Annotated in this window: 11 protein-coding genes and 1 riboswitch; of the genes, 5 read left to right on the top strand and 6 right to left on the bottom strand. The window is 57.3% G+C overall.

Going from position 1 to position 13,829, the window contains the following annotated elements; translation table 11 throughout:
• The first annotated feature begins 166 nt into the window (after positions 1-166).
• Positions 167-1,111, top strand: a complete 945-nt coding sequence (locus tag HMPREF1207_RS11905) for a DUF4846 domain-containing protein (protein WP_009675788.1) — start codon at positions 167-169, stop codon at positions 1,109-1,111.
• 132 nt (positions 1,112-1,243) lie between these two features.
• Entirely contained in the window at positions 1,244-2,287 is a 1,044-nt protein-coding gene (locus HMPREF1207_RS11900) for an EAL domain-containing protein (RefSeq protein ID WP_009675863.1), read from the top strand.
• A 37-nt stretch (positions 2,288-2,324) separates the two neighbouring features.
• Here the strand turns inward: HMPREF1207_RS11900 and HMPREF1207_RS11895 are convergent, their stop codons facing one another.
• The 4 genes from HMPREF1207_RS11895 to HMPREF1207_RS11880 all read right to left on the bottom strand — a co-directional run bounded on the left by HMPREF1207_RS11895 (position 2,325) and on the right by HMPREF1207_RS11880 (position 6,589).
• Complete coding sequence (locus tag HMPREF1207_RS11895; protein ID WP_009676030.1) at positions 2,325-3,641, bottom strand: deoxyguanosinetriphosphate triphosphohydrolase family protein; 1,317 nt, start codon at positions 3,639-3,641, stop codon at positions 2,325-2,327.
• Between the two features lie 190 nt (positions 3,642-3,831).
• Positions 3,832-4,188: a group I truncated hemoglobin gene (locus tag HMPREF1207_RS11890; RefSeq protein WP_009675794.1), complete on the bottom strand. Its 357-nt coding sequence runs from the start codon at positions 4,186-4,188 to the stop codon at positions 3,832-3,834.
• A 208-nt stretch (positions 4,189-4,396) separates the two neighbouring features.
• On the bottom strand, positions 4,397-5,026 hold the full coding sequence (locus HMPREF1207_RS11885) for a DUF3298 and DUF4163 domain-containing protein (RefSeq protein ID WP_009675952.1): 630 nt from the start codon (positions 5,024-5,026) through the stop codon (positions 4,397-4,399).
• Between the two features lie 111 nt (positions 5,027-5,137).
• Positions 5,138-6,589 carry an aminotransferase-like domain-containing protein gene (locus HMPREF1207_RS11880; protein ID WP_009676023.1) on the bottom strand — a complete coding sequence of 484 codons (1,452 nt, stop codon included), beginning with the start codon at positions 6,587-6,589 and terminating at the stop codon, positions 5,138-5,140.
• A gap of 194 nt (positions 6,590-6,783) precedes the next feature.
• Here HMPREF1207_RS11880 and HMPREF1207_RS11875 point away from each other — a divergent pair, with 194 nt between their 5' ends.
• Complete coding sequence (locus tag HMPREF1207_RS11875) at positions 6,784-7,413, top strand: LysE/ArgO family amino acid transporter (protein ID WP_016423686.1); 630 nt, start codon at positions 6,784-6,786, stop codon at positions 7,411-7,413.
• A gap of 146 nt (positions 7,414-7,559) precedes the next feature.
• A riboswitch (purine riboswitch) is annotated at positions 7,560-7,659 on the top strand.
• A gap of 77 nt (positions 7,660-7,736) precedes the next feature.
• On the top strand, positions 7,737-9,176 hold the full coding sequence (locus HMPREF1207_RS11870) for an NAD(P)/FAD-dependent oxidoreductase (RefSeq protein ID WP_009675858.1): 1,440 nt from the start codon (positions 7,737-7,739) through the stop codon (positions 9,174-9,176).
• 357 nt (positions 9,177-9,533) lie between these two features.
• Here the strand turns inward: HMPREF1207_RS11870 and HMPREF1207_RS11865 are convergent, their stop codons facing one another.
• Positions 9,534-10,232, bottom strand: coding sequence for a class I SAM-dependent methyltransferase (locus HMPREF1207_RS11865; RefSeq protein ID WP_009675881.1), 699 nt, complete (start codon positions 10,230-10,232; stop codon positions 9,534-9,536).
• A 445-nt stretch (positions 10,233-10,677) separates the two neighbouring features.
• On the bottom strand, positions 10,678-11,685 hold the full coding sequence (locus tag HMPREF1207_RS11860) for a MerR family transcriptional regulator (RefSeq protein WP_009675819.1): 1,008 nt from the start codon (positions 11,683-11,685) through the stop codon (positions 10,678-10,680).
• Between the two features lie 246 nt (positions 11,686-11,931).
• Between HMPREF1207_RS11860 and HMPREF1207_RS11855 the strand changes: the two genes are divergently transcribed.
• Positions 11,932-13,500, top strand: coding sequence for a bifunctional ADP-dependent NAD(P)H-hydrate dehydratase/NAD(P)H-hydrate epimerase (locus HMPREF1207_RS11855; RefSeq protein ID WP_009675806.1), 1,569 nt, complete (start codon positions 11,932-11,934; stop codon positions 13,498-13,500).
• The last annotated feature ends 329 nt before the right edge of the window (positions 13,501-13,829 follow it).

Here is a 13,829-nt window from a genome sequence, read left to right as displayed (position 1 = left end):
ATCGGAATAGAAGAGGGTAGAGAGCGGCGGGCGGGGGAAAATATTTTGAGGGGGGTTAAGGTAATGCGGAGCCAATGCCAAAAAAGACTAGATTTCATTTCATCTTTTGTAAATAAATTCTAATATCCATTATAATGAAGAAAAGAGTTCAAAGGAGCCCGCGAACATGTCCTTCTTATATAGCGATAAATGGAGACAAAGCGCGCTGCTGGGCCTGCTGGTTCTGTCGTTGGGAGTGTCCGCGTGTGAGTCGGCCGGTTCCGGTTCTTCCGGGCCGACTGCCAAGCAGGCGGGGAAAGTGGCTGGGAGCGAGAAATCCGCAGCCGGACAGAAGGCCGCAAAGAACGCCGCCATCGTGACGCCCGAAGGCGTTACTTTGCAGGAACGGTTCAAAGCGCCGAAGGGGTTTGAACGCACCGCGGCCGAGCCGGGAAGCTTTGCGGCGTTTTTACGGGGGCTGAAGCTGAAGCCGGACGGTTCGGTCGTTCATCTTTTCGACGGGCGTGAGAAAAACAAGCCGGGGGTCTACGAGGCCGTGGTCGATATCCCGATCGGCAGCCGCGATCTTCATCAGTGCGCCGATGCGGTTATGCTGCTGCGGGCCCAATATTTATTCGACCGGAAGCAGTACGGGAAGATTCATTTTAACTTTGTGAACGGGTTCAAGGCCGAATATTCAAAATGGATGAACGGATATCGAATTAAGATGAATGGAAATCAGGCATCGTGGGTAAAAAATGCTGGAGCCGATAACAGCCAGGAGGGATTCCGCAAGTTTATGGATGTGGTTTTCGCCTATGCGGGAACGTTGTCGTTGGAAAAAGAGCTGGTGCCGGTACAAAAAAGCGAAGTGAAGCCGGGAGATGTGTTCATTATCGGAGGATCGCCGGGACATGCGGTCATTGTCGTGGATACAGCGGTGAATAAGTCGACGGGGGAGACCTTGTTTATGTTGGCGCAAAGCTACACGCCCGCCCAGGAGACGCAAATTTTGGCGAATCCGGCAAATTCCGCTCAAAGCCCGTGGTACACGCTTAAAGAAGGAGGCGGTCTGAAAACGCCGGAGTGGGAATTCGGTGAAAATAGCTTGAGGAGATTTCAGGAGAATTAGGAAGTAAAAACCGTTTTCAAGTCTGAATTGCTCGATAAAATGAAATTTTATCCTTAAAGGTTGTAAATTAGAACCTTTATTAAGTAAGATAGACGTAAATCCATCCATTATGTGACATAGGGAGCGCTTTTCATGCAAAACTTTTGTTCGAAATGCTTCGTTGGGGAGCGCGGCTACACGGTCTATTTTGGCGGAAGCGAAACTTCCTCGTTTCTGGATGCCTATTTGCCGGAATACCCGGCGGATCAGTGGGATAAAATCGATTCACGGCTGTACTGGATGCACGAATCTCTGTTCAACGCCATGCTCGATTATGTGACCGCGCATCTGGAATATGCCAATATCCGGGCCGTGCGGGCGGACAAGCATGATCCCTTGCAGGGGCTGGACAAGCTCAAGCCCGTCCAATTTTTCAAGGAAGAACGAGACGCCCATTGGATTGACGATGTCATTACGAACCGCTCTATCCGGACTTTTTACCAGCCGATCGTTTCTTTTGACGGCGTGGATAGCTCCATTATCGGTTACGAGCTGCTGTCGCGGGGTGCCGGGCGGGACGGCGGGCTGATTCCGCCGGTGCAGCTGTTTCAGGCCGCTAAAGCGAGAGACCGCCTGTTCGCGCTGGACCGCACATGCCGTCTGGAAGCTGTCCGGAACGCCGGCGGTCTGGATGACGGGCTGATTTTCATCAACTTCCTCCCGACGTCCATCTATAATCCCGTTCATTGTCTAAAATCGACGGTTGAGATGGTGGAGAAAACGGGCGTAAACCCCGAATCGATCGTTTTCGAAGTGGTGGAGAGCGAAGAAATCAACAATATGGACCATCTGAGAAGCATCTTGGCTTTTTACAAAAAACATGGCTTCCGCTATGCACTGGATGATGTCGGAACGGGTTTTAACAGCTTGCAGGTTCTTTCCGAGCTGGAGCCCGACGTCGTGAAACTGGCGCTTGAATTTTGCCGGGGCGTCAGTAAGGACAAAGGAAAACAGCGCGTGGCACGCGCTGTGGCAAGAATGACCCAGGAGCTCAATTCCCGTGCGCTCGCGGAAGGAATCGAAGACCGCGACGATCTGGAATGTCTCCGGGATCTCGGTTATGAATGGTTTCAGGGCTACTACTTCGGCAAGCCGGAGCCGCAGCCGCTGAGGGTTCTGCCGTCTTGGCCTGCATAAATATACAGGCTTTCTTCAAAAAAACAGGCATCCCGCCTTAGTCCATCTCGTAAATCGAGCCGGACTTGCTCGCGTAAAGCTCGGCGGCGACTTTCTCCGCGTACGCATCGGTCATGCCGGAGATATAATCGGCGACCAGCCGGGGCCAAGACCATACGGAGCGATGCCGCTCGTAGTTCTCGATCCAGTCCGGCGGAATAATGAGCTGTCCGTGATCCGGCACTTTAAAGCTGTCCCACAACCGGCGGATGATGATTTCGCTGCGCTTTTGAAGCCGCTGGACGCGGAAGTCCTTGACGAGCGTGACCCAGGCCAGCTTCTTGATAATCTCCATCGTACGGAGAAGATCCAGGTCCTGGCGGCCTTCACGTACGAACGTGACGCGCTTCCAGCCTTTGTCCGGGTCGTCGATGATGCCGACTTTGCCGGCGAAGGAACTGACCCAGCGGGCTTTCATCTCTCTGCGCGTGCGCGAGGCTTCCCGGTCGCACTGGGCATAGATGAGCTCCCACTGCTCGAGGTAAGAGGCAAGCACCTGCTTCACCATCGCGGCGATGTCCACCTGCTCCCAGCCGACCTCGAGGTTGCCCTGATCGTTCACGATTTCCTGAACGAGGTGCCCGATCAGCCGGTCGTCTTCGAAGAAGGAGCGGTTCATCTGGATTTTGCCGGCGCGGATGCCGTCCTCGATATCGTGCGTGGAGTAGGCGATGTCGTCGCACAAATCCATCAGCTGGGCTTCCAGCGTCGGACAGCCTTCCGGCATGTTCCACATGTCCCGGAGCTGCCGGATGCCCTCCCATTCCATCCCGTACACGCCTTTGAGCCGTCCCGGCTCTTCGAGGCTGTACGGGTATTTGTTGATGGCCAGTAGCACGGCGGCCGTCAAATCCAGGCCGCTGTCGCTGCCGGCGCGCTTCTCCAGAAACGTCAGAATCCTGAAATTCTGGGCGTTTCCTTCGTAGGAGAGGCCGTGCTCTTCCCCGAGAAGATGATTGAGCACTTCCTCGCCTTTGTGGCCGAACGGAGGATGTCCCAAATCGTGCGCGAGCGATGCGCACTCCACGACGGCAGGGTCGATCATCAAGCCGGGATGCTCCCCGCCGATGCAAAACGCGTACTGTTTTCTCATACGCCGGGCAACCTCGCGGGCAATCTGCGAAACCTCTATGGAATGGGTAAGCCGCGTCCGGTAATAATCCCCGGTCCCCGCACCGAATACCTGTGATTTGCCCTGCAGCCGGCGGAACACCGGTGACTGAATAAGACGGGCGTAATCGCGCTCGTATTCGTCCCGTTCCTCGCTGAATGTACCCAGTGCGGGTTCATCCAAACGGTACTTGCGCATATCCATCCGTTTCCCCCCTTTCTACTTTCTCTATATGTGAATAATCCTAACACGTGAAGACGTTTTGCAAATTGTAGCACATCCGGTCCCCGCGAGAAAAGAGGACAAAGATTCAGGAGGACCTTCGTCCAGACCGCAGCGGGCGGGGTAGAGGCAGTTATCGACGGGAGTTCCGGGGGTAATGCCCGTATCCGTTTTATTTATAAAGGATATCGCCCCTCAGGGATTCCACCTTCTCCGTGATTTGACGGATATCGTCTCCCGTGACTCCGAAATGCGCCAAGGAGGCTCCCAGATGGTTGACGATGCTGTCGAAATGCTCGGGCTGCAGGTTCAGTCCCGTATGGGCCGCAGCCATAGACCTGCCGGTGTAAGGAGCGCCGCCGAGCGCATAGCTGATGAAAGCCGTCTGATGACGCAACTGTTTCGCCATATCCGTATCCCGGAAGAAATGATTGACCGATTCGTCCTCTATGACACGCTTGTAAAACTCCTCTACGACTTTTCCGATCGCGTCTTTTCCGCCCAGTTTTTCGTATAAGCTGGTTTCCATGGTTTATCGGCCTCCTAGGTATGGGGTCCTGCTCTTTTATATTACCCTTCGGAGCGCTAAAATCTCAAAAAATCCCTGTCCGTCAATCAGGGATAGGGGATTAAAGTCGTGCAGATTCGGCTTCCTTCCCGATTGTAACGGAAACAGAGAAAAAGCAGCCTCCATTTGAGAGGCTGCCGCTTCGTCCGATAACCGGCCGGGGGTCTTACTAGCTGACGTCTACCGCGAGGATGTCTAGGGGACCTCTTTCTGCCGCGATGGGAAGCAGATCGTACACCGAGATCGGAAACATGGGAAATCCGACGTAATAGGGAGTGATTTCAAGCAGATCGAAATATACCACCAGCGCTTTGTCCGCCAGATAGAAGTTTTGATCGGGCCAGACGGATTTGAACGGAGGGTTCAGCAGAGGCAGTTTCCGCCGCTGAAGCTGTACCCTTACGTGCTGCGAAAGCAGTTCCACGTAGCCGCTTCCGGACTTGAAAAGCTGTGAAAGGGTGAAAAAATTCCCGGAATTCACATCGCATGTAAGAGATTCCGCAACGGTGTACCCGTGGGCCATGGGGGCCGAATAGGCATAGTTGGTGGCGATCAGACTGAGCAGCCCTCTTTGGTTCGTTTTCACCTCATAATGACCCGTCATCTCACGGAGAGTGCCGGTCTGGTATTTGTTCTGTTCGTTAACGAGCGAAGCCGTAAGGCCGGAGAATGCTGCGTTTAGCTTTTTCTGAACCGCAGGGCTCTGAAGGCCCGAAAGTCTCGGCGTATAGATCGTCACACCCGGAGATGTGACGGTTTCGGTTTCCACCTGCACGGGAAGCTGAAATAAGGAGGTCATGCTCTTCTTCCTTTCCGGGTGTCGTCTCATGCTTAACCTATTGCGGGAAAAAGGTTTTTAGACGTCCGGTCCGGCAAACCGGCTCCAAAGTCCGGGATCCCGGCATTCGTGTCAGCGGGCAAGCCGGCGGATAAGAGCGGAGAGCCTCTGCAGCCCCTTTTCCAGATCTTCGAGCGAAGCGTAGGAGTACGAAAGTCTGAGATAAGGACCGGGGAGAGGGTCGTACAGGCTTCCCGGATTCAGAAGGATGCCTGCCTGGAGCCCTTTCTCAAACAATTCTCTCATGGAGAGAGAACGGGTAAGTTTCAGCCAGATGTAAAAGCCCCCGGACGGGACTTTCCAGGAGGCGATATCCTTGAACCCGCTGTCCAGCAGCTCCAGGGTCCGGTCGCGGCGCCTCCGCATCTCCGCACGGACCGTCTCCAGATGCCGCAGGTACAACCCGCCGGAGAGAAGTTCGGCGGCCGCCCACTGCGACAGCGAGCTGGAGCCGTAATCCGTCTGCATCTTGAGGTCGGCCAGCCGGTCGATGACGGCTTCGGGTCCGACCACCCAGCCGATGCGCAGGCCGGGGCTCCATGTCTTGGACAAGCTTCCGAGGTGCAGGACAAGCCCGTTCTTGTCCATCGCTTTCAGCGGCGGAGGCGGGGGCTCGTCGAGCCACAACTCGCGGTACACGTCATCCTCGATGACGGGAAGCTGCGCTGTCTCGCACACCTCCAGCAGCTCTTTTCTCCGGTCCTCCGGCATCAGGATGCCGGTCGGGTTATGAAAAGAGGGGATCGTGTAGAGCATGGCTCCCTTGGCGCGCTTGGCCAGCTCCGGAATGCGTCCGGTCACCACTCCGCGTTCATCCATCGGAAGACCGCACAGGCGGACCCCGGCGGATTGGAACATATGGAGCGAGAACAAGTAAGACGGCTTCTCCAGCAGCAGGGTGGAGCCGGGCTGTGCCAGGCCGAGGGAAATGAGCTGGAGCGCCTGCAGCGCTCCCGAGACGATCATAATGGACGAAGGTGAGGCATGGATGCCGCTTGTGCTCAGATAAGCGCTAATCCTCTCCCGGAGAGGGAGAAGCCCCTTCGGCTCCTCGTAGCCGAGCGAAGTCATGCGGCCCGGCAGCCTCTCGAGCACTTTTCTCGTCATTTCGTGGGGGTGAAGAGCGGGAGAAAGCTCTCCGGTTCCCAGCCTGATCATGCCCGGGGTGAACTCCGCCCGGTTGATCTCCTGGATCATCGCCCGGTTGGGCCGGTGGACGCCCGACTGCACGTAAGAGGTCCAGTCCGGAGCGGCCGACGGCGTGAGCAGCGTCCAGGAATTGTTGACGACCCGTGTGCCGCTTCCGCTGCGGCCTTCCAGGATTCCGTCGGCGATCAGCTCGTCAACGGCGGCTACGACGGTGCTGCGGTTGACTTTGAAGACGGCGGCCATAGCGCGCTGAGGAGGGATTTTCGTGCCTACGGGCCACTCGCCGTTTTCGATTTTGCTTTTAATATACTGTTTGATTTGAACGGATAAGGGGATGGAAGAAGCCTTGTCGGGTTTCCAGCTGCTGTCCTGCATGAAGGGTTCCTGCTTTCTTGGAGTATGTCCGGCTTTCTGAACGGTCCTCTGCATGTAGCCGGTCCCGGGTCGCTTGTTCCAGTATAACGTTTGGTTGGCCCGGGATCCATCCAATTGGATGGAGACAAACGGTTATCTTTCTATATCATGAGGAAGTAAGAAAAGAGACTAACGGCAGAGATGGAGGAACCGGCATGATGTTAACGGCTGCGGCCGCCCTGCACGGCCTAATTCTGGCTATGGGGCTTATTTTGCCTCTCGGGGTGCAGAACGTATTTATTTTCAATCAAGGGGCTTTGCACAAAACATATACCCGGGCGCTTCCGGCCGTTCTGACGGCTTCGTTTTGCGACACGCTTCTGATCGGTTTGGCGGTTTTCGGCGTTTCCGTGCTCGTACTGAAAATCTGGTGGATCAAAACCGCGCTCATGACGGCAGGCGTGATTTTTCTCGCTTATATGGGCTGGACAACGTGGAAGGGCGCTTCACGCAAGGACGCGGACGAACCCGCAACGGGTGATGAAACACGTTACCCCGCACGCAAACAGATCGCATTCGCCGCTTCGGTTTCCCTGCTGAATCCTCATGCCATCCTGGATACGGTCGGTGTCATCGGCACGAGCTCCTTGCAGTACACCGGAACGCATAAATGGGTGTTCGCCCTGGCGTGCATCCTTGTTTCCTGGCTTTGGTTCTTCGGTTTGGCCGCGCTGGGCTGGCTGACGGGCCGGATAAGCGGGTCCGCCCGGTTTACGGCGGTTCTGGGCAAGGTGTCGGCGATTGTGATGTGGCTGTCGGCTGGCTATATCGCATTTTCTTTTTAATGTTCGTGTTTTGGCGGATAAATCGTTTGATTTTTAGATAAATTCTTCTTTTACAAAAAATAAACCGAATATTTAATGGGATATAGGTTGACTTCGAACATAATTTTCGTTAACCTGTTTATGGGACAAACGTCTCCGTTAACAACTAAATTTGCGTTTTACCTATTCGTATATCTTTGGCAATACGGGCCAGAGGTCTCTACAAGGAACCGAAAATTCCTGGCTACGAATGGACGGTTTTACCGTACCATTCGAAGGCCGGGATTTTTTTGCGTGCCCGGCTTAAGCCTGATACCTTTCATAACTGACTGGGGGATACGATCGTGAGCAACCGTTACGATGTCATTATTGTGGGGGCCGGACCGGCCGGGATATTCGCTGCCTATGAATTTTCGTTAAAATCACCGCACCTTAAAGTGCTGCTTGTAGATAAAGGGCATGACATCGACAGCCGCCGCTGTCCGATTCTGGAAGAGAAAATCAAGCTGTGTCCGCCTGCCGCGGGACGCAAGGAATTTGCGGGCTGCCTGCCCGCCTGCTCGATTACCGCCGGTTTCGGCGGAGCGGGGGCTTACAGTGACGGCAAGTTCAACATCACGACGGAATTCGGAGGCTGGCTGACGGACTATCTGCCGCCTTCGCGCGTGCTGGATCTCATCCGGTATGTGGATGACATCAACTTGAAGCACGGTGCCCAGCAGACGCTGACGGATCCGCTTACGGACGTCGTGTCCTCCATTGAAAACCGCGCTTACGCGGCGGGACTCAAGCTATTAAGGGCGCAGGTCCGCCATCTGGGGACGGAGCAGAATCTTGAAATTCTCCGCTCGATCAACACGTACCTGAAAACGAAAGTGGACATGCGTTTCAAAACGGAAGTAGCCGACCTGCTGACAAGCAAAACGGCCGATGGCCATAAAATCCGGGGCATTGTGCTAAACAGCGGGGAAGAGATCGAAGCCGATTCCGTAATCGTGGCTCCCGGCCGCGACGGTTCCGCTTGGCTGACGAGCGTTCTGCGCAAACGCCGCCTGAAAATGTACAACAACCAGGTCGACGTCGGCGTCCGCGTGGAAACATCCGATGTCGTGATGCAGGAAATCAACAAGCATCTTTACGAAGGCAAGTTTATTTTCAACACGTCGGTCGGCACCCGCGTCCGCACCTTCTGCAGCAATCCTTCGGGACATGTTGTCGTGGAAAATCACAGCGGCGTCATGGCGGCCAACGGCCATGCGTACAAAGACCCGGCGCTCGGTTCGCGGAACACGAACTTCGCCCTGCTTGTCTCGCACCAGTTTACGGAGCCGTTCGATAAACCGAACGAATACGCCCGCGAGATTTGCAAACGCGCCAACGATCTCTCCAACGGCGGCGTCATCGTTCAGAAATACGGCGATATCATCCGCGGCCGCCGCTCTACGGAAGGCCGGATCAAGGAAGGCTTTCTTGAGCCTACATTGAAAGAAGCCGTTCCCGGCGATCTGGGGCTCGTTCTCCCTTACAACACGATGAAGAGCCTGGTGGAGATGGTGGAGGCGCTGGAAAAAGTAACGCCGGGCATCGCTTCCGAGCACACGCTGTTTTACGGCGTGGAAGCGAAGTTCTACTCCGCCCGTCCGAAGCTCACCGAGCAGCTGGAAACCGAAATCGCGGGCCTGTACTGCGGCGGGGACGGCGCCGGCGTAACGCGTGGACTGGCCCAGGCGGGGGCGGCGGGCGTATGGATCGCCCGCGCTGTGGCGGAACGGGCTCAGGGCTAGCCGAGCTTTAGGCCGAGCGAAGCTGCTGAGCCGGCCGTAATCGAGCCGCTTCAAACGGGAAGCATCGAGCTCCGCTAAACTGCTGGGGCGCACGACGCGCGAATCGCACGATCCGGGGCTGGACTCGGCGCGTGCGTTCTCCAGATTGTGCGGCTTTCTGTGTTTAATGAAGGAAGCCCTGCAGACGGAATATCGTCTGCAGGGCTTTTTGGTGCGCCCGCTGCCGGGCTATTGGTCCGGGATGGCTGCCGCCGGCAACGCCGTTCACACTGGACGCACCGCCGAAAACCGCCGGTTCCCGGGGAATAAGCGGAGGGAGACAGCTTCAAACGTGGAACGCGACAGTTTATGTTCCCGTTATGCTCCCGCCGGCATATGCAGCCACCAGACCCCGGCGCACTCCGGCAGGGTGACCCAGTTGTTCCGCGTTGTTTTCGCCGCCAGATCTTCTCCGAAGAAGAAGCGTGCCGTTTCTTCGGCTTCCTTCAGCGACTCGAAGGTGTAATCCAGGCGGAACGTCTCGTGGGCAAAGCCGTATTTTTGCGTCAGCAGCGCGTAGTAAGGCTTCAGGAACGCGGGAGGGTCCGGAACCTCCGTGCCGGTGCCCATCGTTTCCAGTAGGATGAGAGTACCACCCGGGCGCAGAACCCGTCTCATCTCGGCAAGAGCTTGCGCCACATTGGCTTCCCAGCCCGGGACGTCCGGGCCGGCGAGGTAGCAGAGGCTCCAGCCGCAGACGAGAAGATCGGCGGAGCCGTCCTCCAGAGGGAGGCTGCGGTGGTCGGCGGCTGTGCAGCGCCAGTTCGTCAGCCCCGCCTGCCGGAGCTTGGAGGCGGTGACCTCCAGCATGCCGGACGAGGCGTCCAGGGCGGTGACCGATGCGGCCTTAGGCGCCAAAACGGCCGTCAGGCGGCCCGTCCCCGCTCCAAGGTCCACGATATCCAGCCCTTCATGCGGGCGGATGCGGTCAATCCTTTCCGCCAGACCGGGTTGTCTGGAGATCATCCGGTCGTACAGATGAGTCTGATTGCGGTAAATATCGGTATGGTCGGGCATGCGGTTCTTACCTCCATTTTGCGGAATTAAAATGTGGAATCGGTTCTCCCTCCATACCCTAAGCGTTCACGCAGCGGCAAGGTCAAGCGGATTTTCGTTTCCTGATCGAGCGAAAAACTCATCGGGCGTTCTCACGCGAACAGTCCTGTCCGGTCCGTAGTCCACGCAATGCTTTCTCCGCCGTTCCGCAAAACCGGTCCATGCCTTCTCTTCTTCATTCTCTAGCAATTCATTTCAGGCAAAACTCTCTAAGCAAAGCTCTCTAAGCAAAGCTCTCTAAGCAAAGCTCTCTAAGCAAAGCTCTCTAAGCAAAACCTTCTCCGCTTCGGCAAACCGAAGGCCGTTAATTGCCCTGGCAGGTATGCTGATGCAAGATGCCGGTATCCCGCCCGGTACAGGCCGGGAAGATGCTGGATCGTACAGCGTTTCCGGCGAAGCCTCTGATTTACGGAAGCCTGCGCCGGGCGGCAGCCAGATAAAGCTCGGGCGAAAGCCTAAGGCACTTGCTTTCAAACCCGTTTGGACCAAACCAGTCCAAAAAATCCAACACGCCGGCCGGTGAATCCGAACGATGCTTGTCGGTCGGGGCTCCTCCATCGGCATTCCGGTTTATAAAACCCGCAATCGCGATGCGGCCCTGCGGTTTCAGCACCCGTGCCATTTCGTTCAGCGCCAATTTTTGCTGCCTGCCGGATAAATGGTGAAACGCAAAGCTGGTCACCACGAAATCGAACTGTCCGTCCGTATAGGGAACGGCAAGGAAGTTGCCGATTTTGGCCGTCATGCCCGGGAATTTGGACCGGCAGATACGGAGCATCTCCTTGGACTGGTCGACTCCGTTCATAACCGCTCCGCGCTCCATAAACAAACCGGCGAGGTTGCCGGTCCCGGTGCCTAGATCAAGTCCCGTTTCTCCGGGTGCCGGATTAATTTCCTCCACGGTCCGCTCAAGCGCTTCGCGGTAACCGGGATAGGCCGAATCCCCGCTCCATACCCGCTCGTCATGAGAAGAAGCCAGCTCGTCGAAGTTCCAGCGGTCCTCCCAGTTTCGCAGCTCCCGGACCTCTCTGGAATCCTGCGCAAGCCGGTAAAAGTCCTCCAAGGGAAGCCCGCGGCTCCCCTGCAAAAGCCCGATCATATGGTCGGTCGTTTGAAGCGTTTGCCTGGTCTCCAGCAGACGGGCGTAGAGGACAGAACGCTGCAGCTCCAGATAATGGAGCAGTTCATCGTGCTCGCCCCGTTCCACTTGCTCCAGAGCGGCCTGAATACCGCTGACGGACATGCCGGATTCACGCAGGGCGACGATCGTCCGCAGCCTCCAGATTTCTTGTTCGGTAAAAGAGCGGTACCCGCTGGAGAGTTCCTTACCCGGTGCGATCAGCCCTTTTTCTTCGTAAAAGCGGATAGCCCGGGCCGATATTCCCAGCCGTTTGGCTGCTTCTTTAATGTGCATAGCGGTCTTCCTCCCGTAATTCAGCCGGCAGCTCGCCGGAATTTCGTCTATCTCCGCTTCTAGCTTAAACCTTTCCGTAACGGGAAGGTAAACCCTTCTTTTTGCCGGGCAGTCCGCTGCTCTGGTCCAAAAGTTTAATTCTGCGGTTCAGCCTCTTATACTGGTTAGTAGAGGGTTAAATAGAATCAGAGAGTAAGACCGGTTTTTTCTTCCGAACAGAACCCACCGTTTAAGGAGGTCCAAACGATGCGAATCGTATCAGGCGAAGACATGTACGAAATCGACCGTCATACCGTGAACCTCATCGGAATAAGCGCCGACACGTTGATGGAAAGCGCGGGGAGGGCGGCCGCATCCCTTCTGCTGGAGCGGATTCCGCCGGAAGCGGAGGTTGTCGTGCTTTCCGGTGCGGGAAGCAACGGCGGGGACGGAATCGTGCTCGCTCGAGTCCTGAAAGCGCACGGCCGACGGGTTTCGCTGTGGCTGATTCCGCCCCGGGACAAAATCGGGGGCGCCGCCGCGGCCGCGTTGTCCGTCTATGAAAAGTCGGGCTATGCCGCCGCCGATTACATAGGTTCGGAGGCTGAGCTGGAACGCCGGCTTGAGCGGGCGGACGCGATTGTCGATGCGCTTCTCGGCATCGGAGTGAAGGGCTCTCTCCGCGAGCCGTACCGGAACCTGATCGGGAAGATTAACGGGCAGCGTGCGGCCGTTTACGCGATCGATCTTCCGAGCGGAGTTCCCGCGGACGGGGGCGCCGTGGAAGCGGCCGTCCGGGCGGATGTCACCGTGACGATCCAGTACCCGAAGCTCGGTACGTTCACGCACCCGGCCGCTTCTTACTGCGGCGAGCTGCTCGTCGCCGATATCGGCATCCCGCCAGCCGCAGCCTCGGGCTTGCCCCGCCGCTCCCTGTGGACGCTGCCGGATGTGCGGAGGACGCTGCCGCGCCGGGAAGCATCCTCGCACAAGGGGACGCACGGCAGGCTGCTGGTGGCCGGCGGGTCCCTGCGGATGCCCGGAGCCGTCGTCCTCGCGTCCCGTGCGGCGCTCCGAAGCGGAGCCGGGCTCGTGACGGCGGCGGTGCCGGACTGCATCCACGCGATTGCGGCGGGCCATTACCCGGAGGCGATGTACCTGCCTTCACCGTCGGAGGACGGTCACTTCCGGGGCGAGCTGCCTCTGGAAGGCGCCTCCTTCGGCGCAATCGCCGCAGGGCCCGGCTTGGGCCGCACGCCGGGCGGCCGGGCTGTCGTGGAACAGGTGCTGCGCCAAGATGTGCCCGTCCTGCTGGACGCGGACGCCCTGTTCCACGCCGCAGAACTTCTGCCGCTGCTGCGGAAGCGCCGCAAGCCGACGGTGCTGACGCCGCATCCGGGCGAGATGGCCCGGCTTACGGGCAGCACCGCCGCGGCGGTAGAGGACGACAGGTTCGGCGTGTCCGCCCGCTTTGCGGCCGAGAGCGGCGCCTATGTCGTCCTGAAGGGGCCGCATACGATCGTCGCGGCCCCGGACGGCACGCAGCACGTCAACACGACGGGCAGCGCCGCATTGGCCAAGGGCGGCTCCGGCGACGTGCTGACAGGCATCGCGGCGGCGTTTCTCCTGCAGCACGAGGATGTTCTGCAGGCGGTCAGCAATGCCGTGTACATCCATGGCCTGGCTGCAAGTCTGCTGACGGAGGAACGCCACTCCCTTGCGGATGTTCTGGCCAGCGACGTAATCGAAAGCATCCCGGCGGCATTCCGGCATATTTATGGGGATGAGGGAGGCGCGGAAGGGAAGGCGCGGAAGCCCGACGGCCGCTTCTTTTAACCGTTATCCCGCAGCTTTCAGAAACTTTGTTGCGGATTGTCGGCCTCAGGTCCGGATGAGACGGCTGAGACACGCGGCATACTGTTATCCGCACTTCGCGAGCTGTCCGCGCGCGGTGCGGCGCTGTATGGCGATAGCCGACACATGCCGGCCGTTTACCAAAGGCTGAGGAAGAGCGGAAGAACTTTTTATGCAAGACACGATGTAACTTCTGGAGAATATCCCCATAATGACGTCTCTGTAGAGAGATTGCATGGTTTTCAGCAAGATTCAGGGAGGATTCTTTTTTAATATTCCGTTTATTTACAAAAGTGGGTGTGCGGCAGGAA

The sequence above is a fragment of the Paenibacillus sp. HGH0039 genome, from assembly GCF_000411255.1.
Lineage (GTDB): Bacteria > Bacillota > Bacilli > Paenibacillales > NBRC-103111 > Paenibacillus_F.
The sequence above is the reverse complement of the archived record's forward strand: the minus strand, read 5'-3'. Positions and strand labels throughout refer to the sequence as shown.